The 23,667-nt window shown below is 64.5% G+C and carries 23 protein-coding genes; 9 read left to right on the forward strand and 14 right to left on the reverse strand.

Annotation, left to right across the window (positions count from 1 at the left end; translation table 11 throughout):
- The first annotated feature begins 13 nt into the window (after positions 1-13).
- Both WG208_RS15910 and WG208_RS15915 read left to right on the forward strand, forming a co-directional pair.
- Positions 14-1,441, forward strand: a complete 1,428-nt coding sequence (locus tag WG208_RS15910) for a pitrilysin family protein (protein WP_337172362.1) — start codon at positions 14-16, stop codon at positions 1,439-1,441.
- Entirely contained in the window at positions 1,441-2,922 is a 1,482-nt protein-coding gene (locus WG208_RS15915; protein WP_337172363.1) for a pitrilysin family protein, read from the forward strand. Before WG208_RS15910 ends, WG208_RS15915 begins: the two co-directional genes overlap by 1 nt.
- Positions 2,923-2,948: 26 nt before the next feature.
- On the opposite strand, the gene WG208_RS15920 is transcribed toward WG208_RS15915, so the two are convergent.
- The 10 genes from WG208_RS15920 to WG208_RS15965 all read right to left on the reverse strand — a co-directional run bounded on the left by WG208_RS15920 (position 2,949) and on the right by WG208_RS15965 (position 9,070).
- On the reverse strand, positions 2,949-3,542 hold the full coding sequence (locus tag WG208_RS15920) for a hypothetical protein (RefSeq protein ID WP_337172364.1): 594 nt from the start codon (positions 3,540-3,542) through the stop codon (positions 2,949-2,951).
- A gap of 315 nt (positions 3,543-3,857) precedes the next feature.
- Positions 3,858-4,412, reverse strand: a complete 555-nt coding sequence (locus WG208_RS15925; RefSeq protein ID WP_337172365.1) for a hypothetical protein — start codon at positions 4,410-4,412, stop codon at positions 3,858-3,860.
- On the reverse strand, positions 4,372-4,824 hold the full coding sequence (locus WG208_RS15930; RefSeq protein ID WP_337172366.1) for a hypothetical protein: 453 nt from the start codon (positions 4,822-4,824) through the stop codon (positions 4,372-4,374). The genes WG208_RS15925 and WG208_RS15930 overlap by 41 nt, the downstream gene beginning before the upstream one ends.
- A gap of 372 nt (positions 4,825-5,196) precedes the next feature.
- Positions 5,197-5,601 carry a hypothetical protein gene (locus WG208_RS15935; RefSeq protein WP_337172367.1) on the reverse strand — a complete coding sequence of 135 codons (405 nt, stop codon included), beginning with the start codon at positions 5,599-5,601 and terminating at the stop codon, positions 5,197-5,199.
- Positions 5,602-5,658: 57 nt separating this feature from the next.
- Positions 5,659-6,144, reverse strand: coding sequence for a hypothetical protein (locus tag WG208_RS15940; RefSeq protein WP_337172368.1), 486 nt, complete (start codon positions 6,142-6,144; stop codon positions 5,659-5,661).
- Between the two features lie 7 nt (positions 6,145-6,151).
- Positions 6,152-6,496, reverse strand: coding sequence for a hypothetical protein (locus tag WG208_RS15945; RefSeq protein WP_337172369.1), 345 nt, complete (start codon positions 6,494-6,496; stop codon positions 6,152-6,154).
- 136 nt (positions 6,497-6,632) lie between these two features.
- Positions 6,633-6,911, reverse strand: a complete 279-nt coding sequence (locus WG208_RS15950) for a hypothetical protein (RefSeq protein ID WP_337172370.1) — start codon at positions 6,909-6,911, stop codon at positions 6,633-6,635.
- 220 nt (positions 6,912-7,131) lie between these two features.
- Positions 7,132-7,407, reverse strand: coding sequence for a hypothetical protein (locus WG208_RS15955; protein ID WP_337172371.1), 276 nt, complete (start codon positions 7,405-7,407; stop codon positions 7,132-7,134).
- Between the two features lie 129 nt (positions 7,408-7,536).
- On the reverse strand, positions 7,537-8,094 hold the full coding sequence (locus WG208_RS15960; protein ID WP_337172372.1) for a hypothetical protein: 558 nt from the start codon (positions 8,092-8,094) through the stop codon (positions 7,537-7,539).
- Positions 8,095-8,722: 628 nt separating this feature from the next.
- The gene (locus WG208_RS15965; protein ID WP_337172373.1) at positions 8,723-9,070 is read right to left on the reverse strand and encodes a hypothetical protein; all 348 of its coding nucleotides are present in this window, start codon (positions 9,068-9,070) and stop codon (positions 8,723-8,725) included.
- A gap of 516 nt (positions 9,071-9,586) precedes the next feature.
- Between WG208_RS15965 and WG208_RS15970 the strand changes: the two genes are divergently transcribed.
- Complete coding sequence (locus WG208_RS15970) at positions 9,587-10,576, forward strand: serine hydrolase (RefSeq protein ID WP_337172374.1); 990 nt, start codon at positions 9,587-9,589, stop codon at positions 10,574-10,576.
- Positions 10,577-11,324: 748 nt separating this feature from the next.
- Here WG208_RS15970 and WG208_RS15975 read toward each other — a convergent pair.
- Positions 11,325-11,600 carry a hypothetical protein gene (locus tag WG208_RS15975; RefSeq protein ID WP_337172375.1) on the reverse strand — a complete coding sequence of 92 codons (276 nt, stop codon included), beginning with the start codon at positions 11,598-11,600 and terminating at the stop codon, positions 11,325-11,327.
- Between the two features lie 162 nt (positions 11,601-11,762).
- Entirely contained in the window at positions 11,763-12,362 is a 600-nt protein-coding gene (locus WG208_RS15980) for an RHS repeat-associated core domain-containing protein (RefSeq protein WP_337172376.1), read from the reverse strand.
- A 95-nt stretch (positions 12,363-12,457) separates the two neighbouring features.
- Between WG208_RS15980 and WG208_RS15985 the strand changes: the two genes are divergently transcribed.
- Positions 12,458-12,826, forward strand: a complete 369-nt coding sequence (locus tag WG208_RS15985) for a bifunctional ornithine acetyltransferase/N-acetylglutamate synthase (protein WP_337172377.1) — start codon at positions 12,458-12,460, stop codon at positions 12,824-12,826.
- 145 nt (positions 12,827-12,971) lie between these two features.
- On the opposite strand, the gene WG208_RS15990 is transcribed toward WG208_RS15985, so the two are convergent.
- Both WG208_RS15990 and WG208_RS15995 read right to left on the reverse strand, forming a co-directional pair.
- Positions 12,972-13,610 carry a hypothetical protein gene (locus tag WG208_RS15990; protein WP_337172378.1) on the reverse strand — a complete coding sequence of 213 codons (639 nt, stop codon included), beginning with the start codon at positions 13,608-13,610 and terminating at the stop codon, positions 12,972-12,974.
- Positions 13,610-18,943 (reverse strand): RHS repeat-associated core domain-containing protein, encoded by a 5,334-nt coding sequence (locus WG208_RS15995; RefSeq protein ID WP_337172379.1) that lies wholly within the window; start codon positions 18,941-18,943, stop codon positions 13,610-13,612. The genes WG208_RS15990 and WG208_RS15995 overlap by 1 nt, the downstream gene beginning before the upstream one ends.
- Before the next feature lie 232 nt (positions 18,944-19,175).
- Here WG208_RS15995 and WG208_RS16000 point away from each other — a divergent pair, with 232 nt between their 5' ends.
- The 5 genes from WG208_RS16000 to WG208_RS16020 all read left to right on the forward strand — a co-directional run bounded on the left by WG208_RS16000 (position 19,176) and on the right by WG208_RS16020 (position 23,503).
- A complete protein-coding gene (locus tag WG208_RS16000) occupies positions 19,176-19,934 on the forward strand; it encodes a hypothetical protein (protein WP_337172380.1) in 759 nt (252 codons plus the stop codon).
- Positions 19,935-20,028: 94 nt separating this feature from the next.
- The gene (gene purE / locus WG208_RS16005) at positions 20,029-20,508 is read left to right on the forward strand and encodes a 5-(carboxyamino)imidazole ribonucleotide mutase (RefSeq protein ID WP_345787014.1); all 480 of its coding nucleotides are present in this window, start codon (positions 20,029-20,031) and stop codon (positions 20,506-20,508) included.
- 25 nt (positions 20,509-20,533) lie between these two features.
- Positions 20,534-21,736 carry a 5-(carboxyamino)imidazole ribonucleotide synthase gene (gene purK, locus WG208_RS16010; RefSeq protein WP_337172382.1) on the forward strand — a complete coding sequence of 401 codons (1,203 nt, stop codon included), beginning with the start codon at positions 20,534-20,536 and terminating at the stop codon, positions 21,734-21,736.
- Between the two features lie 81 nt (positions 21,737-21,817).
- The gene (locus WG208_RS16015; protein WP_337172383.1) at positions 21,818-22,195 is read left to right on the forward strand and encodes a hypothetical protein; all 378 of its coding nucleotides are present in this window, start codon (positions 21,818-21,820) and stop codon (positions 22,193-22,195) included.
- A gap of 60 nt (positions 22,196-22,255) precedes the next feature.
- Complete coding sequence (locus tag WG208_RS16020; protein WP_337172384.1) at positions 22,256-23,503, forward strand: acetate kinase; 1,248 nt, start codon at positions 22,256-22,258, stop codon at positions 23,501-23,503.
- Positions 23,504-23,667: the final 164 nt, after the last annotated feature.

Raw genomic sequence — 23,667 nt, forward strand, 5'->3', positions numbered from 1 at the left:
GTTCACCGATTCCATGATCGTCCACGATTCTCCGCGCCCACGACGCCGCGCCAGCCGCCTGGCGAAGGTCGCCATGGTTGGCGTGTTCGCCGGTCTGAGTGCCGGCCTGGCTACCGGTCCGGCACTCGGGGCACAACAGGCCCCGTCCATTCCGCACGAGAAGTACACACTGCCCAACGGCCTCGAAGTGATCCTGCACGTGGATCGCTCGGTGCCCATCATCGCGGTGGAGAACTTCTACAAAGTCGGTTCGGGCGACGAGAAGCCGGGTCGCACGGGATTTGCCCATCTGTTCGAGCACGTGATGTTCATGGGCTCGCAGAACGTCCCGGTAGGCAAATTCGACGAATGGCTCGAAGCTGCAGGCGCGAGCAACAACGGCTCCACCAACTTCGATCGCACGAACTACTACGAGACAGGGCCGTCGAATGCCCTGCCCCTCATGCTGTGGCTGGACGCCGATCGCATGGGCTGGCTGTTGCCGACCATGGATCAGCAGAAGCTCGATCTGCAGCGGGACGTCGTGAAGAACGAACGCCGGCAGAGCTACGACAACGTTCCCTACGGGCGCGCATTCGAAACCATTCTGCCGGTGATGTTTCCGTCCAACCACCCCTACTCGTGGCCGGTGATCGGATCGATGGCCGATCTCAGTGCCGCCGCCCTGGAGGACGTGAAGGACTTCTTCCGGCAGTACTACGCGCCCAACAACGCGACCATCACCATCGCGGGGGACTTCAATCCCGATTCGGTGAAGGCGCAGGTGAGCAAGTACTTCGGCAGCATTCCGCGCAGCGCGCAGCCGGTGGTGCGCCCCACCGTGCCGACGGTGCGCATCGCGAAGGACACGGTGCTGATGATGGAGGACCGGGTGCAACTGCCCCGGGTCTACTATGCCTGGCATGGCGTGAAAGCGTTCGCGCCCGACGATGCGGCGCTGGATGCACTCACGGACATCATCGCCGGCGGCAAGAGTTCCCGCCTGTACCGCACGCTGGTGTACGAGAAGCAGATCGCGCAGGACGTGAGCATGGGGAACTCGTCGCAGAAGCTCGACGGTCTCATCATGCTGACCAGCACGGCCAAGCCGGGCGTGCATCCCCGCGAACTCGATGTCGAGATCGCGAAGACCCTCCGCGACATCGCCACGTCGGGCGTGACGGACCGTGAACTCACGCGCGTGAAGAATGGCATGCGCGCGTCGATGCTCGACCGTCTCTCGTCGGTGCTGGGCAAGGCGACGCAGCTCAGTTACTACAACTACTTCACGGGGAATCCCGACTACATGGCCCAGGATCTGGCCCGCTACGAACGACTCACCTCGGCCGACATCCAGCGCGTGGCGCAGCAATACGTGCTGCAGCCGAAGATCGTGCTCACCGTGGTGCCGGAAGGCAAGAAGGAACTCGCACTGACGTCGGCATCGGGAGGGAACGAGTGATGCGCACACGATTGTTCGCAGGTCTCCTGCTCGCGCCAGCGCTCGTACCGGCATTGATGCCGGCGCTGACGCCGTCCCCGCTGCATGCGCAGGCGGCGCCGCGACCGGCCAGCACGACACCACCGGTGCTGGGTGCGCCCAAGGCACTCGTGCTGCCGACCATGACGGAACGCACGCTGCCCAATGGACTCAAGCTGGTGGTGGTGCAGCATCATGAACTGCCCATCGTGGACGCGGTGCTGGTGGTGCGCACGGGTGCGGAAGCCGATGGCGCGGCCAAGGCGGGACTCGCCACGCTCACCGCCAACATGCTCGACGAAGGCGCCGGCCGGCGCGACGCACTGGAGATCGCGGAGGAGATCGGCTATCTCGCGATCGGACTGGGCACGAATGCGGCGTTCGAATCAAGTTCGATCTCGTTGCACACCACACGCGCCACGCTCGACAGCGCCATGACGCTGATGGCCGATGTGGCGCTACGCCCCACCTTCCCCGAGAAAGAGTTCGCGCGTCTCAAGAACGAACGGCTCACCGCGTTGCTGCAGGAACAGGATCGTGGACCGGCGCTGGCTTCGCGGGCGTTCGCATCGCTGGTGTTCGGGGAGCAGCATCCCTACGGCCGTAGTCCGAACGGCACGCGTCAGACGGTGGAATCGATCACGCTCGACGACGTGAAGCAGTTCTGGCGTTCCTGGTACCGGCCGAACAATGCCACGCTGGTGATCGTGGGCGATCTCACGGTGGCGCAGGCCGAGTCGCTGGCAACGCGGGCGTTTGGTGGGTGGGAGCGGGCGACGCTGCCGGCAGCCCCCGTGTATGCGTCCACGCGCATGGCGCCGCGGCCCACGACGATCTACATCGTGGACAAGCCCAAGGCCGCGCAATCGTCGTTCCGCATCGGCGGCATCGGTGTGGCCCGCAACACGACCGACTACTATCCGCTGATGGTGCTGAACACCGCCCTGGGCGGGTCGTTCACCTCGCGGCTCAACAACACGTTGCGCGAGAAGAAGGGCTACACGTACGGTGCGGGCTCGAGCTTCACGATGCGTCGTGAAGCGGGACCGTTCACCGCATCGGCGGAAGTGGTGTCGGCCAAGACCGACTCGGCGCTCATCGAGTTCATGAACGAACTCAAGGGCGTGCGTGCACCGTTGCCCGCGGCCGAACTGGCCAAGACGAAGCGGTATCTGCAGCTCGGATACGCGGAAGGTTTCGAATCCACACGCGACATCGCCGCGCAGATCTCGGCGTTGATTCCGTCGAGCCTACCGCTCACGACGCTGGGCGCCTTCAACGCGGGCATCGGGCGCGTGACCGCCGCCGACGTGCAGCGTGTGGCCACCCGCTACATCGATCCGTCGCGGCTGACGATCGTGATCGCGGGCGACCGGGCGAGCATCGAACCGGCGCTCAAGGCGACGAAGATCGCGCCGGTGGAAGTGCGGGATGCACAGGGGAGGCCGGTGGTGACGCCGTAACGGCCTTGGGACTACGGGAGCTGGAACTACGGGGAGCTGCGGGTCCCGTGGCTCCGGCCCTCGCGAGGCTCCTGTGCTCTCCAGCCCCGTTCATCCAGGATCCGGGCAATTCGCGCCTGCTGTTCGGCGGTCGTTTCAAGTTTGGCAAACATCAGATATGCCCGCTGCGCATCAGAAATGAATCCCTCGTGCAGCGCCACATTTGCGAGCTGTCTCCACAATCGAAGTGAGTGTGGCAGACGGTGCGTGCCGACATTCAGCCTGGCAATCGTTTCTGACGCGGTCGGACTCAGAAGAGCCCACGCGCTGAGTACGACCTCGTCGTGACTCTCCTCGGGCAGACGCCCCAGCAGCGCGACCGCTGATTCCAGGTCACCCATGCTGGCGTGAGAAAGCGCCAGGTACCCGAGGGCCCTCTCGCGATTCAGGTCGCCCTGCGTGGCTCGCCGATATATGGCTCCCATGATAGCCGGGTAGGCCACGACACGATCCGCAATGCTCCAGAGCAGCGCGTCGGTGTCGACAGAAGCCAGAAGAGCATCGAGCTCTGCGGCCGATGCATCTCGCGACTCGGCCCACTCGAGTGCTTCCACGATTTTAGCGGGGTCGATCATCGGCATCTGAACGATGCGAGACTGAAACGACCAACTCCATCGCTACAGGTTCGCCGACGCCACCGAAGTCACGGAGTTCGCAACGCACGTGACTCCCAGGCACGAACTCCCATGTCTCGTCGTCGGGGGCGTAGCCCACCGTTGCCAGGAGGACATAGGTATTCTCTCCAACCCTGACGGCGTCCACTGGCCGATATACTTCCGTGCCCTCGTCGAGAAGTCGGACAAGAACGGTTGTGTTCCCCTTGGTATTTGAACCCAGTACGGATGACAGTTGCGTCACGATGGCATTGGAGCCATCGGTTTCGGATGCTCCAGTCGTCATATGGCCTCGCCTTGGCATTCTGATGTTGCAGCGGTGTGGATCGGATCATGCGTGAGCCACACGGACCGGCGATACTCGCGGTCGGCGGCATGCCACCACTCGCAGAAGAATGCGCGCCCGCCTTTCACCCGCGGCCGGAATGGTTCCGTCAACTCGATACAGCCCTCCTGCCCGGCATCGGCCCATGGTGGCGCTACCCTTCTCACCACGTACAGCGAAGGCGGTGACCCATCAAGTTCGGTACCCAGCGCATCGAGCTCATCGACGCGGATCCCCACAGGCCTGTCGTTGGCCGTCAGTGACATGCCCACGACGATTGCGTACTCTCCGGAGTATTGCTCCATGAGCCGGGCACCGAGTTCCAGGCACTGCTCCGAAGCTGCAATCCACGTATCTCGCGCGCGGAACTCCTCACTGATCTCGTCCACGTGCAGGTCGTCGAAGTCGTCTATCCGTTGATGTCGGATGACTTCGACTGCCCACGCCTCGATGCACGCCAGCTTGTTCGTTTCAGGTGTCATGTGGAAGCCGGAGTACGAGGACGCCGCCATCGTGCCGGATCGAGAGAATCCAACCGGCATCCAAGTCGATGACATCGAGATCGTCGGAGCCGGGATACCAGATATCGCTGAAATACTCGCGCAGGTCTCGAAGTCGGATACGGTCGAGCCTGTCGAATCGCTCCCAGTTGAGAAGGACATGCTCCGAATACGGCAATGCCAGAGAGTCCAACACCCGAAACAGGTCGAAGTCATCGTTCTCGGCATCAACTCCAGGGATCGGCGTTGCATCCTCAGCGATTTCCCGCACGAGCGCAGCCCCGGTTCGGACGGGACTTCCTCCGAGGCGCATGGCGACCTGTTGCCGAACCTCGTCACAAACAGATGGCTCCATGGCATCAACCACGGGGAATGCGCTTCCTGGGTAGCGCCGCTGAAAGTTGTCCCGCTTGAATCCGTCCATGATCTCGCCTGGAGGTCGCAATGTTTCCCGGTCCATCTATGGCACAGGCAGTCGCTCGACCCAGGCGCCAATCCACATCGAAGGCGCGAGCCCTATGCTACCGGAGCGTGCTCTTCCACTCGTGGGGTTCGACTGTGAATTCCCACGCGGCTTGCGCCATCGCGGCTGCCGGAGAATCGTGGTACGTATCCGTCTGCTCCTCCCCTGCGTCGTCCAAATATAGGAGGTAGCATCCCTGATCGCCCGGATACTGTACGATCGCAAGCGCATGCGGTTTGGGGAACACGGTGGAACCAGCATGATGTATCGTGCGACCTGTCGGGGCGTTTCCGGGCCCGAGCTCGACGGTAAAGAGAATCTCGTATTCGCTCATCACCTGTCCGGTACGAGGCGACTCGGAGGTAGTCGTATCAACCCCATATACAAGAGCCCCCCGATCGTGATCGGGATCCATTGTATCAGCAGGTAGTTGAAGTCGACCATCAGGAGGATGACGCCGAGTGCGATTGGGCTCGTCAGAATCGCGATGAGCCGCGTCACGTGAATCCGGCGACTGAGAGCAGCGAGCGTCAGGCTATGAAGAGTTGCTCCCACGATCGCCGGGATCAGTGGCGTGACGTAGACGAGCGCGACCAACCCGACGGCGCCATATGACATGCCCTCCTGCACGCCCTCCCGCAGCACAAAGAGGACCGCGACGGCGGGAAGCACGATGCAGACGAGCCATCTCAGGTTCGCGAAAACGATATTCGCGATCTCATCGTCTTTCGACATCATGCACCAGACTGGGGATATCCAGATGCTCTCCGTAGGTACCCCACACGGTCGACGTCTTCACTCCCTGTCACGCCGCCGCTGGAACCGGCCCAGATGGCCACTCGGATCACGAACGAACGCCATGGCCGAGGACATCTGGAGCTCCACCCAGAACGCCATCGGGTCGGGATCGACGACGCGCCCGGACGGGGTGATGAGCACGCAGTCGACGGCGTGGAAGAAATCCATCAGTCGCTCGATGAGTTCCGGCTCGATGGTCCGCGCGTCGACACGCAGCTTCACTTCATCCCGCCTGCCTTCGTCGCTGATGATATCGACGCGTGTCCCGTCCTCGCTTCCGAACAACGTCCACTCGGGATCCCATGACGGGCTCCATGGCAGTATCGCCTCCAACTGATGTTCATAGGCGGCCGGAAGCTGGTGACCGATCCAGAAGCTGGTTGACTCCACTGCGTCGCCGGGCAGTTCGTCGCTGCCCGCCGCCGTCAGAAGGCGGATGGGCTCGCGTGGCGCGATCAGCACGTCGAATTGCCAGATGGCCATGGGCGCCTCAGAGCATATCGATGGTTGGTGGACGCCAATCTGCATGTCGCAGCCTCCCCCGGTCGGTCATTTCGAACCAGGCCTCGTCGAAACTGAGGGAGGGCAGTTCACCTTCCGCGAGGGGAACCAGTTCCGTGCCGCTCTCGTGCAACAGGTAGCCGCGGACCTCCCGACCACGAATCATCCGGCAGAGCGCTTCCACCACTTCCTCGCGTTGAAAGCGGCACCCTCGTTCACGATACCAGCCGAGTGGAGTATCACTGTTGAGCATCCGCAGTATGCCCTCCAGATCCTCGATGTCATTTGCAAGCGCATCGAGAACGTACGGGTCGGGGAGTATCGACGAGCTCATCGTCTCAGATTGGTGCAGGGGGGAGCAGAAGGCACCATCCCCATCCGCCCGGGTTCCGTCGCATGTCCTCTCGCTACTCCGTTCGGAGCGTGGTCCGGCCCATGCGCCAGTTCACGAGGCACTTGCACGGTCCAGGTCATGGGCTGACTCTCCGGATCTCGAACAGACCGCTATCGCCCAAGGACATGGGACCAATCCAGTTTCCAATGGCAACACCAGACTGAATCCTGCCACGCAACGTGACTTCCGCGTCCACCGCGCGAAACGGCACGACCAGCGTGAAAGAATCGCCGCCAATCCGGCCGCCGATGGGTTCCCATGCGATGCCGCTCTCGCTGACGGGCAGACCCAACGAGTCCAGCCTGCCGAGATACCGACCAAAAACCGAATCGCGGTGTACGGAGTCGATGATCATCCGGCGTCGGAGCGAATCAGTAGCCGGTCGCGGCAATTCAGGGACGCGCACCACGCGGTGTGTCGCCTCGAGCTGTGCATCGTAGCTGGCGCCCGGTATCCAGAAATCACGGGCCTCCGAACGACAACTCCCCAACACGGCAATCGCGACGAGGCCCGTGCGACACGCAAACCGGGACAGATCTTCAGGTCTGATCATGGTTCCGCCCGATGGCCTCGCCTTACAAATCGGGGGCGTCGAACCGAGGATTTTCCAGCAGCATCCGCTCACGCGAAGAACCGTCTGTCAGTCGATCATAGAAGAACGGATCAGAAACCCACTCCTCGATGCTCATGATGGCCTGATGGTCCTTGTGGGTCGGTGTGTGCGCGAAGTGCCAATGGGAGGGTATTCGATTGTCGACCACCACGAATAGCTCGGCATCGTAGAAGAGTGGATAAGGCAGTGCATCGTCAGCGAAAACACAGAAACGCACCACCGTCCGGCGGAAAGCCACGGCGTATACCACGTATACCCGACCCTCCGTCAGAGGGATATAAGAATCCCATTTCGTTCCTTCGTTGGGAATCGAAGGATCTCTCTCCAACCCGGGTTGGTGTCCGAGATATTTCACTTTCATAGCGGATCACCGGTAGGGAGATGCGATCGGCGGCCGGGTCGTCGTGAACGGCTCCGGGCCTGCCAAAGCATGATCGGCCCAGGCAACCAAGTGGTATGTGACACCAAGCCCGTCCCTGTCCATGGACAAGCTACAGAACATTCCGGGTGAGCCGGTCTGGCTGCAAGCGATCACATCGTCCTGGTCTGGAGTCACGAGATGCTGCAGGTGTCGCAGAACTTCGTGAACCGAAGTGCGTATGGCGCCGCACCACTTGCTTCGGGCTCGGTACAGGAAGATCTCTCCGTCCGACACGCGCTCCATCAGTCTGGCCGCCTCCACGTTCAGGTCATGCACGGACCGGAGGTGGCAGTCCACCACCAAAGCGCCTGTGCTCTTTCGGGAGGCGAGACACTGCATCGCGTCCTCGAAGCGTTTCAACAGGGCATCCGTCTCTTGGAGCGCCAGGAGCTCGATCTCCGCGAACGGCCGGCCGAGTGCGCTGCTGGTTTCGGTCAGAAACCGCGTGAGCATCTGCCGGCCGGAATTGCGGCGAAGCGCTATCTCGAGCTTGTCGGTCGTCATGTCGGCGTCGTATCACTCTGCGCAGTCAATCCATCTACCGCTGACGAGTCTCCGTTACTGTCCCCAGCGAATCCACGGTGAATCCGGTGGTACCGGTGCCAGATGTTGCCACCTTGTAACACCCCGGTGTCAGCGGTTCAGGTCCTTGTTCAGAACTGAATCCCGATGGGGTCTCACCATAGACAAGGCGCTTGATCTGTTCTGTGCGCCCCATGGGACCGACCAGCCACGATGCCCCGGGCCCGTCGCTCGTGCGGTCACAGCGATAGACTCGTACGACACCGATATCGGCGTCGCCTGGATGGCCACGCCTACTGCCGATGCCCAGCACCAGGTGACCCGCGGTTGAACCCTCTTCAACCCACACCGCCGTCTTCTGTGGACAAGCCGTCAGGAACAGTGCGAAAGATGCCGCAATGCCTCTGTGGATCCACTTGCTTGTAGCTCGCGATCTCATGAGTGCTCCTGGCGATTGACGGCGGCCCAACAGGCAACCCGCCTACCCGAAAGGCAATCCCGCACGACCTTCCCTTGTCGCTCCACACCATACCCGCAGAGGCAGCAGCCGTTCAGTCGATGCAGGATACCCACCCCGAAGAGAATAGACTTTCAGCAACACCGAGCGCGTCTAGTGCTCCGTAGTGCCATCCCTCGCAAGATCAAGTTCGACCCGAAAGCTGCCATCGGCATTCTGCGTGGGTTTGCTCCATGCCGCAGCTTCCGCCTGCTCATGCAATTCGGAGTGTCGATCTCGCATATCGCTCCAGGCGCGGCTGTGATGCACGAGATCCTTTGCTTCGTTCATCGGCAGGCCAAGGACATCACGCGCAACCTTCATCGACTGAATGATCGATGGACATTTCTCGCGCAGTGCTTCAAGCACCTCCTCTACCTCGGCTCCGCGATTGAGCATGGCTCGTGCCAGGTCTACGAGTGCTGGATACATCGCCATCTGTTCATCCATCATCGTCTCCATCGGCCCACGTCAGGTGACACGACTACTGCACCAATCCCGGCCTGCCGCACGGGCTCGTGCAGGAAGCTGGCTAGCTCGACAGCATCTACATCATCGCAAGACGCACGTTCGAGCATCCAGTCCTCATGGAAGTAGGCACCAAGAAGCAGTGCCAGATTCGGATAGTCAGCGCGCGTCATGTTGAGGCTACTCCCGGATCGGCTGAAGCGCTTCCCCAGTGAGGCACCCGGCCTCGTCGAGTGCCTTGCACCTTGTAGGGATGATTCCCACTCATGGCGTCCCGTTCTTGTTTCTGGGTCCATCGGGCCAGATTGCACGGCCCTCAGAGTCTACCTCCATGGCACGGCGGTCGTGAACGTCCCATGGCTCCAGATCCCCACTCCCAAATCCGTACAGGTTGAGCCCACCCGCAAGCCCGATCGGATTCGCCTGCGTGAACTGCCCGGTGGTGACGCCGTAGGGAATGCATGACCGGCAATGCCTTAACGGCCGGTGGCTTCGTGCCGTCCGACAGGCATGACCGCGTTCCTCTTCTCTCTCGTGGCGGCGGTGTTGCTGCAGCCGCCGCCCGATTCCGCCGCTTTCGCGCGTGCCAAGGCGTATGCGGCGTCCACCGACGGGCAGGCCGTGCTGGTCATGTATCGCGGCAGGATCATTCACGAAGCATACATGGCGGGCGGACGCGTCTCCGCCCGCCAGTTGCTCGCCAGTGGCTCCAAGAGCTTCGTCGGTCTCGCTACGCTTGCCGCCGTGGCCGACGGCAAGGTGTCCCTCGATGCTCCGGTGGCCCGGTACCTCACCGAGTGGCAGCAGGACGCGCGCAAATCGCGCATCACCGTACGACAACTGCTCTCGCTCGAAAGCGGACTCGAAACCGGCAATCCCGGCACCGGTTGCGGTGGACGTGGGGCGACCTGGAACGACGCGGTCCGCGCCGGCACGTTTGCCGAACCCGGCACCAGATTCCGCTACGGCCCCTATCCCTTCATTGCCATGGGCGCCGCGCTGGAGCGTGTCAACGGCGGTGAAACGTTCGACGCCTATCTCGCGCGCCGTATCCTCACGCCACTCGGCGTAACCGTGGAGTGGCGCGCGCGGTGCGCCGACGGCAAGCCGCAACTGGCCGGCGGCGCCGCGATGACCGCCCGCGATTGGGCCACGGTCGGCGAATTCGTGCGACGGGACGGCGTGTACAAAGGACAACGCCTGCTCCCCGAGTCGCTCGTGCGTGAGTTGTTCACACCCGCGCACAGCAACCCCAGTTACGGACTGTCGTGGTGGCTCGTGGGAGGCACGCTCATGGCCAAGTCAGCGACCCAGTCGGTGGACACGGCACGCCCCGACTGGCTCCCCGCCGATCTGGTGATGGCCGCCGGCATGGGCAAACAACGCCTCTATGTGATTCCGTCACGCGAGCTCGTCATCGTGCGCCTGGGCCGGCTGCGCGGAGGGCAGGCCTTCAGTGATCTCGATTTTCTGAAGCCGTTGCTCGCTCCGGTCGGTTGATCCGAGGCTCAGCGAGAGGTTCACCCGGGCGAGCGCAATCGAGATTTGCACCTGTCGACGCAGCTCCAGCATATCGGTCCCGCGATCGGCTGACGCCAGCACGGATGAGAGTTGCGCAACGATGGCATCGGGGCCCTCTGCCTCGACGGCTCCGCCCTGCAACGAGCGACGTCTGGTCATTTCTGTTGGATCTCCTCTCAGGTCTCACGTCGTCGCTTCAACTGGCTCCGCACCTACGCTAATGATGTCGATCTCGAGTGAGGCTCCGATTGCGCCGAGCTCGTACATCTGCTGGCTTCCCACCTGGAAGAGCGGTAAGTCCCCGTTGGGGATCACCGTGCATCGCAGACTCACTTCCGTACCCGGTGGAAGATGATCAAACGCTGACCGCACATCTCGGACCTGCTCCAGGATGCTCGCGATTTGGGTCTCGAGTGGATCACGGGATCCCGCCTGGGAATTCAGTGCCCAGTATGTCTTGGGTACAATACGCCCTGTCTCTCGTCCAAGCACGTTTCGATGGCGGTCACCACGACGCCCCGATCGCGCCGGCAGTAGACCAAGTATTCGACTGATTTCGTCCGGATCCTCGCCAAACTGACGGAGCACAAGGCTCGCTCGAATGACCGGTGGTTCGTCCTCTGTTTCCTGCATATTGGGTTGCTTACTCACGGGAACACCTCTTAGGGAAACGTTGAAGGTGAATGGGACCAGTTGTTTCATGTACAGTCCCCATCAGGATCTGCTCCTACCTTGCGCCTTTGTCACCACCGAACATGTCCCTTGCCATCCGTTTCAACTCTTCCCAGGTGAAATCGCCTCGCTTGTTCTTCTTGCCACCTTCTCCCATCGCCTTGCACTCATGGATTTCTTCCGACATGCAGTCGTACTGGTGAGCAGTTGCGGGGCGCCCTGTCACATGTTGGATAGCGGCGCGTATCTCGCGCTCTTCTCTGCGATTGTAGAGTGGACCGACTGCTGTTGCATCACGCGCCACACCACCTTGGACTTGGGCAGACATCATCGGGGTTACTGGTAGTGCAACCCAGTAGGCCAGGGCCGCGCCAACCAGCACTAATGGAGCTGCGACGGTAGCTCCGACGGCTGTGCCCCCCAACATACCAGACGCGGCGTCAATTCCGATAAGGGCTGATCCACTGCCCACTCCCGCTGGAGCAAATGCACACTAAGGCAAGGGGACGCACAACCCCATCGGATCGCGATAGTTGACCGGATCCCCGCTCCCAAACCCGTACAGGTTGAGCCCGCCGGCCAGCCCGATCGGGTCCGCCTGCGTGAACTGCCCCGTCGTCGCGTCGTAGTAGCGGTTGCGGAGGTACTGCGGGCCGCCCGTTGTCGTGGGCCCGCGTAGCAGATCGCCCCACCACACCGCCACCGTCGACACGTCCGCGCCCGGGGCCCGGCCGTCCACCGTGGCCACATAGCCCGGCCACGCCGGACAGGCCGCGCCCGCCGCCACGCACGTCGCGCCGCTCGCGTTCGCGCCATAACTCCACGCGCCCTGATAGCTCGCGTACGGCGTCACGTACGGCGTCACGTACGCCGCCGTGCTGCCGGCCCCCACGCTGGTCGCGTAGCGCTTGAGCACGCCCACGGGCTCGTCGAGGCCCTGCGCATGCGCGTACACCACGATGCCGTACGGCTCCACCGTCTCGCCGGTCTGGGCCCCGCCTTCCAGCTCCATGTGCACCGGGTTCACGCCCGTGCCGCCAGAACTCCGGATCTCGTACATCACCTGCTCCCCGTCCCACACCGTGCGCTGCACGTACGCTTCACACGGGCTGCTGCACGTGCTCGGCCGCCAGGAAGCAGCGAATCACGGAACGACTATGTCGACAGTGAACGGAGGAGTTGACGAACGTGCCGGTCCACAAGGCACTTCTTCAGAGTACCCTCGATGAGGAGTTCCTCAAGCCCTTTCCGTCCCCGCTCGTGAAGACCATGGTGCACGGCGCCGATCCCAATGTCGGTCGCCTGCCCCTGGCCATGGGCAAGTGTTTCGTCTGCAGCATCCGCCCCTCCACCACCGATGCCTGGATCAACGGCTATCAGCTGGTGGGCAAGGGTGAGCGTCTCGCCTTCGACGATGCCGTGGTGCGGGAAACGCTGCCACGCGAAGTCGTGGATCTCGAGATTGCACTCGGTGTTGGCGGCGCCTCGGCGCGCGCGTTTGGATGCGATCTCACCAAGGGCTATGTCGAGGAGAACGCGGCGTACTATTCGTCGTGATGCAGTAGGCTTGGTGCGGAACGCAGGATGTGCGAGCTCGTCTTTCCCCATGCCCCCAGTCTCTCACGAAATGGAGGTTCCATGAACCCTAGGACAGTTCACTTCCGACAAATACTTTCTCGATCCTGCATGAGGGCAGAATCGTTTACATCGAGTCCAACTGATCCTGCGCGTCTCGCTTCATCCGTTCTGCGTGAGCCGATCCGACCAGCACGGCGTTCATGTACGTGTTCATGATGCCATAGGCCGTCTCGATATATGGCGTAGCATTGATGAGTTCCTGGAGCGCGTGTCGCCCCCCGCGTCGGTCGCCAGCGCGTAGCCGCACTTCGGCGAGCTGCTCCCACGCACGCAAGTTGCCAGGTTGTACGCGCAGTACCGTTTCGAGCTCACTGGCAGGATCGGTTTCATCGTCGAGGCCGGCCAGCACGAGGTGCGAGTACGGAAGTGTAGGGTCGAGGCGAATTGCCTCACGTAGTGACTTGCGAGCAGCGCGGGTATCTGATTCGATAATGTTCTGCAGGTAGCCGTGCCAGAAGTGTGCATCCGCGCTCTCAGGGGCTTGGCTGACCAGTTCCCGAAAGATTCGGGGAGCGCGACTATAGTACGCGTCATCGTTCTGCTCATCTAGAAAGCAGACGAAGCCAAGTTGTCGGCGCCAACGCTGTTCCTCCATCGCAGCTTCGGCGATCCTGCGTTCGCACAGCGTCTCCGCCTTCTCAAACTGCTCGGCCTCGATCAACTGCTCGATGGCTTTTTCGTCAGAATCGTTCGACGTACGCATCACTTGACAACCCACGCGTTGGAGAGTTCCCGGGCACCGGACATCTCGAAGACCTTTACGCCGATTGTATGGCCGTTCACAACAGCCTGGTACCGCAACACCTGACCTCCGTTTCGTGGAACAGAAGAGACCAGATTACCAACGTCTCCCGCGACTTCGTTGATCAACTGCAAGTTTCCCTGTCGACTGAGCCCCGTGAGTGCCCATTTGTGTTTCGGGAAAGCGAATACATGATGGAGTTTGTTGGCATCTGGAAGTCTGAGCGCTCCCGCAGTCGTGCCTGCCGAAGCGGTTGCAACACTCACGGCACTTCCTGCGGCGCGAGAAAACAACGCACTGGCCGCTTCCGGCGCAGCGAGCCCGAACGAAGCACCTATAAGCGCACCGCCAACAGCGGTCTCGAGTACCCCCTCCTTCCACGGACGGTCGATGGTGAGATTGAGCAGCACGCGCCCACCACCACCCAGGATCGCTCCTGCTGCTGCGAGACACAATGATGGCACCGGACACAACCCCATCGGATCCCGATAGTTGACCGGATCCCCACTGCCAAACCCGTACAGGTTGAGCCCGCCCGCCAGCCCGATCGGATCCGCCTGCGTGAACTGCCCGGTCGTCGCGTCGTAGTACCGGTTCCGCAGGTACTGTGGCCCGCCGGTTGTCGTGGGCCCGCGCAGCAGATCGCCCCACCACACGGCCACCGTCGACACGTCCGCGCCGGGGGCGCGCCCGTCCACCGTGGCGACATAGCCCGGCCAGGCGGGGCACGCGGCGCCGGCCGCGACACACGTCGTGCCACTCGCATTCGTGCCATAGCTCCACGCGCCCTGATAGCTCGCGTAGGGGGTCACGTAGGCCGCCGTGCTGCCCGCCCCCACGCTCGTGGCATAGCGCTTGAGCACGCCCACGGGCTCGTCGAGGCCCTGCGCATGCGCGTACACCACGATGCCGTACAGCTCCACGGTCTCGCCGGTCTGCGCGCCGCCTTCGAGTTCCATGTTCACCGGGTTCACGCCCGTGCCGCCCGAGCTCCGGATCTCGTACAACACCTGGTCGCCATCCCACACCGTGCGTTGCACGTACGCTTCGCACGGGCTGCTACAGGTGCTCGGCCGCCGGCTCCGTACGAACACCCGCCGGCCCAGTGCGTCGTAGCGGTACTCCTCGAACACCCCCTGGCCTTCGCTGTTCGCCAGCGGGCCGACGTGCCGGTTGAAGTAGGTCAATTGCTGCGCGGCGTCGTAGAAACTCCGCGTCTCGCTCGGCACCACCTGCGCCGTGCCGACGCTGTAGCCCCGCGTGTCCCGGCCCCAGTTCGCGATCTGGTTCCCGGCGGCATCGTGTTCCTGCTCCAACTCGTACACGTACCATGTTGGATGACAGGAGCGTTGCACCAGCCCCGGCGCCCCACACGGGCTCGTGCCCAGCGTGCTCGTCACCAGTTGCCCCGTCTGGGCATCGACGCCCTGGTACCGGGTGCGGTCCACATTGTCGATGGCCTGATCGTCCCGGATCCACACGCGATTGCCCAGGGCGTCCGTCTTGAACTCTTCCGACGTGAGGGCCGGCGTGAGGCCGCTGGCATATTGCAGCGCGCCCAGGCCGCTGTAGGCGAACACCGGGCTCAGGGAGGCTGCCGTGGCCGGCACGGTCGTGCTGCCGCCCGTGAGCAGGTTTGCGGCGTCGTACGAGAGCGCATCGTTCGTGAGCGGGCCGCCGCGCGTGTCGACGCGCCCGTCGGCGTCGAACGTGCGCGTGGCCGACACGCTGCCCGGGCTCGACCGCGTGATCCAGCGGCCCTGGCCATCGTACGTGAAGCGCGTGGTGAGCGTGCCGCCCGTCGTGCTGGGATGGACCAGCGTGTCCAGTGTGCCCGACTGGTCATGATAGGCGTACGTCTGCGCGCAGCGCCCCGTGCAGGGATCGAGCTGGTCGGGATGATGCAACACGGTGCGCCGGCCGGCGAGATCGTACTCATACCGCAGCGCATACGTGTGGCTGCTCCAGTCACTCACCACCGCACTCTCGCCCGCCGCGTGCCGGTCCGAGCCGCCGCACGAGGCCGGCGCGTCGGTCTCGTAGCGCCGCACCAGCAGCGTGTCGTACGCGACCTGCCCGTTCGGATAGTAGGTGCGGCGCACCTTCGCCCAATTGTTCTCGGCGCGGCGGAGAAGCCCCGCCTCGGTGTACGCAAACCGCGCCGTGTCCACCGCGATGCACTGCGACGGGCCTTCCACGTCGGGCATGCCGTAGAGACACGAGCCGCTCACGGGGTAATGGCACAGCGGGCTGCTGAACGTGGTCTGCGGCACAATACGCCGCACCACGCGGCCCAAGGCGTCGTACGTGGCGCGGAGGGTGTCGTTGCGCGGGGTGATGGTCTGCGTGGCATTGCCGGCCGCATCGAGCACGAACCGCGTTCCGTTGCTGCCGCCCGAACCGGGCACGCTGGCTTCCTTGTACCGCGTGACGCGGCCCAGCGCGTCGTAGTCCCACTCGGTGGGGTTCGACGAATAGAGGCCGCCGCCCGTCGTGTCCGCGTGTGCCGTGAACTCCCGCGTGACCGTGAGGCGCTGGCCCTCTGCGTCAAACGTGGTGCGTACCTGCACGGTATCGGCGATCACGACGCGGCTGTTGGGCAGCGTGACGCGCGGGCCGATGGTCCGGGTCAGCGTGTCGCGATGCTGCCGGTCGTACCAGGTGTGTTGGCGCACGCCGGCCGTGCGCAGCGTGGCGGAATCGGTGGCGCCGGTGCCCGTGCCGCGCGGCGTGAAGACGAGCGTGTCCCGCCCCACCTCGTCCTGGAATTGCAGCGACAAGTAGCCGAGTGGCGTCACCGACTTGCGCAGATTGCCGGCGGTGCTGTACGCAAACGTGCTGGTCTCGGTGCCACCGGCCCCTTTGAGCACGAGCGTGGCCGGCAGGCGTTGCGCCGTGTAGGTGTACCGCACGCGCCGCGCACTGTCCGGGCCCACCTGCGTCCACTGCAGCGTGGAATCACTGTTGTAGGCCAGCGTATCCACCAGTGTCTTGGCGCCGCTCGTGAGCGTGCGCCGACTGGTGAGCTGATTCGTTGTGGCGTGCCACAGATAGGTCGTGCGCGCATCGTTGCCGCTGCCAAACGGCTGGATCGTCCGCACCGTGTCCGGGAGCCCGCGCGTGGTGTAGTGCGCGACCGACACGAGCCGCTCGGCGCCCATCGTGCTGTCCACCAACCCGACGAACGTGCCGTGATAGCGCAGGAACGTTTCCTGTCCATCGGCGGCGCGCACCCGCGTGGGCGCGCCATAGCCATTCACCCAGTACCGCGTGAGATCGTCTACGTCACTGCGCGGGCCGTCGATTACCGCATACGCCGAGTCCACCGGCACGGGCGTGGAGAGGCCGCGTGTCTCAGCCGGCGTCAGCCCAATCGTGCTGCTCACCGGGCGCGCGGCCTGCGTGAGGCGGTTCCCGGCATCATAACTGAACGTCGTGCCGTTCCCCAGGCGATCGGTGCGGGTGGTGACGACGTTGGTCAACAGGCCACTGCCACTCGCGAAGCGCACCACACTGTTGTCGGGATCGCGCAGCGAGTCGATCCGCACGCCCGAGCGGAACACGCGCAGCGTCCGGCCATTGGGTGCGCGCGCCGAGTCGAGTCGGCCGCTGCTGTAGAAGAGCGTGTCTTCCACCGTGCCGCTCACCGTCGGGAACTGGATGCGCGTGAGCGCGCCGCTGGCCCACGTGAACCGCGTCACGTGCTGGCGCACATTCACGGTGGAGTCGTGCTGGCCCGTGCTGTTGAAAAACACGCGCGCGCTGGCCGCGGTGACCCGCACGTACCCGGTGCCGTTGGCGAGGATGGAATCCTTGACGCCAAACGCCGTGGGATGCCACACGCTGCCGCTCTTCACGTACTTGCGCAGGCTGCCATCGCCGCCGATCCACACGAGGACCGTCGACGACACCACCTGCAACTGTTCGAGGCCGGCCAGCCACCAGCCCGCCCCGAAGGGCGAGCTGCGACGATCCACCACGAACACCTGCCCACTGGCCGTGTAGGGGCCCTGATTGCCATTGCTGGCACTCACCTCGAGCGTGACGTCGGTGATGCCCGTGCTCCAGCCGCCCGTATCCGCCAGCACGGCCACCCGCCGCGTGTTGCCCGGCGCGCCCCAGGCGCTGCCGCTGTACTGGGTGCAGCCGCGATTCGCGCCACTCACCTTGATGCACGCGGTCACGTTGGGCGGCACCGCCACGCCGGCGGACAAGCGCACATCGGCGAGCACGAGGGGGCGTGGCCTGGCGTGCTGCGACGCATAGAACAACGTGGGCGTACGCCATTGGCCCATCGTGCGGACGCCGGGCAGCGCGTGTGTGAGGCGGAGATCGCCGCATTCACTCGCGGCCTCGTCGACGAGCGCCACGGTGACACAGGCGTCGCGCAGCGCATTGTCGGTCCGTCCCGGCGCCGCGCCCACGAACGTGACGCCTACCGACGGCGTGGCGGCGAGCGTGCGATCGGCCCACGCCGAATCCTTCGCGGTGGCCGCCGCATTCGTGGCGCGCAGGCGCACCAGGCCCGCCTGGCCGGTGCTGCCCGACGCACTGAACGCGACCTTCGCGGTGGCGCTTGCGCCCGACGCCAGAATGGTCGACGACGGCGTGACCGTGCAACTCGACACCACGCCCGTGCACGTGGCCACGGCCAGACTGATCGTGTCGGGGGCGTTGCCCGCGTTGGTGACGGTGAACCGCGCCGTGTCGTTGCCGGTGATGCGCGCGAATTGCGCGTCGGCCCGCACCTGCACATCGGCCCGGGGGGCGAGCGGATAGTAGGTCCTGTAGTCGGTCCAGTGATAGTTGAGCGCATTGCCCACGTCGGCGTACACCGTGACGGGCCCGGTCGTGCTGTTCACGGTGACCGTGCCGGTGGAGGTGTAGAGCACTTCGTCGGCCACCGATCCGGTGAAGCCGCAGGCCGCGGGATTGGCCTGCAGATCAAAATCGCCGGTGACATCGACGTTGTTGACCTTGATCACCCGCGAGTCGATGTCCATGTACGTGGTCGGCCCGGTGGGATACCCGCACCAGATCACCGTGACCGTCACCGACCCGGTGCTGATGGTGTTCGTGGTCGGCGTGACGGTGACGGAGTTGTCGGCGCGCCAGGAGAAGAACGCCGTACGAAAGGCCGGCGACACCGGCGACATCGCGACGGCCTCAGGCAATACCGGCGAAGGCCCAGGCGAGTGCATACGCGCAGGTGTACGCGACGCCCCACTCGCCAGGACCAGCGACGCGCCGACCAGCAGGGCGGTCGGGATCGGGAGCCAGGAACGCAATCGCATGAGAACCTCCACTGAATGACAGGACGCAACCCTATCGGATCGGACGGCGCCGGGGATCGTCGGCGTGCACGTGAAGGGAGTTGCCTGGGCAGGACATTGTGTGACGCAGGCCACAAGCTGATGGGGCCGTGTGATGTATCGTGAGTCAACCGGTACTGGCCGGCCCGGAGCGGTGCCGATCAGCAAAGGCACCGTGCAGAACATGGATCATTGGTTCAATCGGAGTCGTCCAATGCAGTCACGTGACGAGAAGACAGACGCTGCGGTGCACACCAAGCAGCAGGACCGGGAACTGATCGAGCGATTCCGTCGCGGCGATGCGTCGGCCTGGTCCGAACTCACGACGCGCTTTCTCCCGTCGTTGCGGAGGATGTCCAGACGGGAGCAGGCACCCGACGGGGAGTGCACCTGCTGCGAAGATCTGTTGGCGGATCTGATCCAGCAGTGGCTCGATCCTTCGCGTCCACTGCCATCGAATCTCGCTGCCTATGTGCACCAGGCGGCGCGCTGGTGTCATGGACAGCAACGCCGGCGCCGCGCGCGGGAGCGACGCTGGCTGCAGGAGGCCGACCGCGAGGAACGGCGCGACGAAACCTCGATACTCGCGATCTCGGCGTACACCCGGCGCCTGGTCGCCGGCCCCTCGGTCGACGAGGACACGGTGGATATCGCCGACGACATGCGTGTTCTGTATTCGCGGGTGGCGCACTGCATCGACGCGAGCCTGACGCTCCCGGAACGGGAACTGCTGGCGAAGCGCGCCGAGGGCATGCCTGCGGCGGATATGGCGCAGTGGCTGGGGATCGAGAGACCGGCACTCACGAAGCGCCTGCAGCGCCTGATTGCGCGTCTGCGGGAAGCGCTGCAGGCCGAGATCGCCGGCTGGTCGCCGGAAGACCGCATGCGGTGGCACCTCCACTGGCGTCCGGCGATTCCCACCCCCGCCAGGACGCGCTCCTTGGACGGCTCCTTCCGGCTCGGTAAGTTGTGAGCTGACGGACCCGTCCCTTCTCCCGGAGCCTTCTGTGACCGCCGTACCCGACAGCCCGCTCCCTGCCGGCGTCACGCCCCTCGTGGGCGTGGTGATGGGCAGTGCGAGCGACTACGACACGCTCGCGCCGGCCTGCGAGGTGCTTGCCGAACTCGGCGTGCCCTATGAAGCCCGGGTCGTGTCGGCACATCGGACCCCCGACTGGCTCTTCGAATACGCCGAACAGGCGCATGGACGGGGACTCCGGGCCATCATCGCCGGTGCCGGCGGGGCCGCCCATCTGCCGGGCATGCTGGCCTCGAAGACGCTGGTGCCGGTACTCGGCGTGCCCGTGGTGGCCACCCCGCTCAACGGGCTCGACGCGCTGCTCAGCATCGTGCAGATGCCGGGGGGCATTCCGGTGGCCACGTTCGCCATCGGCAAACCCGGCGCGACCAACGCCGCGCTCTACGCGGCCCAGTTGCTGGCCGCGCACGACCCGGCACTGCGCGAGCAACTCCTGAACCGCCGGCGCGTGAAAGCCGCCGAAGCGCTCGCCCGCCCGCTGAACGCCCCCAACGCCATCGTCCCGTGACTGTCTCTCCTGTGAGTACCTCCCTGTGAGCGTCACGCCGCGCACGCCGATCCTGCCCGGTGCGACCATCGGATTTCTGGGTGGCGGTCAGCTCGGTCGCATGACCGCGCTCGCCGCGCGCTCGATGGGCTACGACATCCAGGTGCTCGATCCCGAAGCGGCCTGCGCCACGGGCCCAGTCGCGTCGCGCACCATCACGGCCCGCTTCGACGATGTGCACGCCGCGGTCGAGCTCGCGTCGCAGTGCGATGTCGTCACGCTCGAGATCGAACAGATCCACCCCGACGTGCTCGACGCGGTGGCTGCGCGCACCACGCTGCATCCCGGACGCGCACCGGTCTACATCATCCAGGACCGCATCCGGCAGAAACAGTGGCTGTCGGCGCAGGGTTTCCCACTCGGCGCGTTCGTGGCCGCGCAGTCGGCACACGACATCGCCGAGGCGGTGCGGCAGCATGGCGCCTGCATCGCCAAGTCCACGCACGGGGGATACGATGGACGTGGACAGGTGCGTCTCAGCGAGCCCGATCAGGCGGCCGACGCGTGGAGCGCCCTGGGTGAGCGGGAGTGTCTCGTGGAACAGCGCGTGCAGATCGCCTACGAGATCTCCGTGCTCGTGGCGCGATCGGCGAGCGGTCAGACGGTGGTGTACCCGCCATCGCGCAATCACCACACCAGCGGCATCCTCACCTGGGCCGTGGTGCCGGCCGTCATCTCCGACAGCATGACGCAGCGTGCGCAGACACTGGCCCGGGATATCGCCGAACGGTTGGGTATCGTGGGTCTGCTGGCGGTGGAGTGTTTCGTCACCCGTGACGACCAACTCCTGGTGAACGAACTCGCCCCACGCCCGCACAACACCTATCACCACAGCGAGCGTGGACTGGCCACCAGTCAGTTCGAACAGCTCGTGCGCGCGATCTGCGATCTGCCGCTCGGCGATCCGCAGGTGTATGCCCCATCGGCCATCGTGAACCTGCTGGGCGACGTGTGGCTGCAGGACACGCCGCCGCAGATCGAACACGCGCTCGACGTGGAGGGCGTGCGTCTCCATCTGTACGGCAAGGCCGGCGCCCGTGCCGGTCGCAAGATGGGTCATCTCTCCGCCATCGGCACCGACGCCCAGGACGCCCTGGGACGTGTGCTGGAGAGCTATCGCCGACTCTCGCCCGGAACGACCGGCAGCTTCGACGTGCACGAACCCGTGCTCGCGCACATCACGTCCTGATCGTTACGCGACACGCGCCGCACGTGACGTCACGTCACATCACGCGACACACGCATCGTCTCTCACTCCCATCCCGCATTCATGTTTCCGCATCAGCTCTACGAGATCCTGCACATCGTCGGTATCGCGCTGCTCTTCACCGCCATCGGTGGCGTGGCCGTCCATGCGGCCAACGGCGGCACAAAAGCCACGAGCACCACACGGCCGCTGGTGGCGAGTGTGCACGGCATCGGCGTGCTGCTCATTCTCGTGGGCGGCTTCGGCATGCTCGCGCGCATGGGATTCCAGCACGGCACCAATTTCCCGGGCTGGCTCTGGGTCAAGATCATCGTCTGGATCCTGCTGAGTGGTCTGGCGCTGCTGCCCTATCGCAAGCCCGCCCTCGCCCAGCCGTTCCTGCTGCTGTTGCCGCTGCTCGCGGCCGTGGCGGTGTACATGGTGCTCTACAAGCCGTTCTGACCGCGGCCCGACACCGGCCCATCCGCCTCACACCAGCCTGACACCGGCGCGACGATCCCCATGAACGTCCTGGTCCTCAACGCCGGTTCGGCGACGCTCAAGTTCCAGGTCGTGGTCACCGATGCCGATCGCATCGCGACCGATCACGACGAAAAACTCATCCGCGGTCAGATCGAACGCATCGGCGGTGAGTCGGTCATCACGTTGCGCCTGCCCGATGGCAGCAGCCGCAAACGCACGGCGGCCCTGCGCGATCTGCGGGCCGCGGTGGACTGGCTGGTGGGATTCGTCACCTCCACCGACAGCGGCACCGGTCTCACGGCCCGGGCGGATCTGCATGCGGTGGGTCATCGTGTCGTCCATGGCGGCGAGCAGTTCCGCAATAGTGTGCTGGTGGACGAGGCGGTGCTGCGCGGCATCGAGGAGAATGTCGAACTCGCGCCGCTTCACAACCCGCACAATCTGCGCGGCATCGAAGCCGCACGCGCCGCGCTCGGTGATGGCGTGCCGCAGGTGGCCGTGTTCGATACGGCCTTCCATCAGACGTTGCCCGAACACGCGTATCTCTACGCCATTCCGTATCCGCTGTACCGCCGGCACAAGGTGCGCCGGTACGGATTTCACGGCACGTCGCACCGATCGATCGCGTACCGTTTCCGCAAGCTCACCGGACGGGCCCGGGCCGATGTGCGCATCGTGACGCTGCATCTGGGCAACGGCTGCTCCGCGTGCGCCATCCTCGGCGGCGAGTCGATCGACACCAGCATGGGCTTCACGCCACTGGAGGGCCTGGTGATGGGCACCCGCGCCGGCGACATCGATGCGGCGCTGCTCGACTACATCGGCGCGAAGGAAGGCATGTCGCTGCCGCAGGTCGAGACCATGCTCAACAACCAGTCCGGTCTGCTCGGCATCTCCGGTCTCACGAACGACATGCGGGATCTGCTGGCGGAGGCGAACGAGTTGCACGACCGCCGGGCACGCCTGGCCATCGAGATGTTCTGCTACCGGGCCCGGAAGTACGTGGGTTCCTATCTGGCCGGCATGGGCGGCGCCGATGCGGTGGTGTTTGCCGGCGGCGTGGGGGAGAACTCCCCGGAAATCCGGGCCCGTATCTGCGAAGGACTCGAATGGGCGGGGCTGCGCATCGATCCCGCGGCCAACCAGGCGTTGGTGGGTGGCCACGAAGGGCGCTTTTCGACGCCTGACGCTCCGCTCGAGGCCTGGGTGGTTCCCACCGACGAGGAACTGCTCATCGCCCGGGACACCTATCGGGTCGTGTGTGCGGTCGACGCGCCAAAAACGTGATACAGGGCACTTGAAAAAATTCCCGGCTATGCCGATACTGGGTTGTGCGCGGCGATTTCCCCGATTTGACGGGCCGCGTACTCAGCGCCGATGGCGCTGTCCATCCGTCTAAGTCGAGGCCCTGACGGCCTGCGACGAGAAATCGGCGCGGGCCGTCAGTCGTT

Origin of the sequence: Gemmatimonas aurantiaca, from assembly GCF_037190085.1 — a bacterium.
Taxonomy (GTDB): Bacteria; Gemmatimonadota; Gemmatimonadetes; order Gemmatimonadales; family Gemmatimonadaceae; genus Gemmatimonas; species Gemmatimonas aurantiaca_A.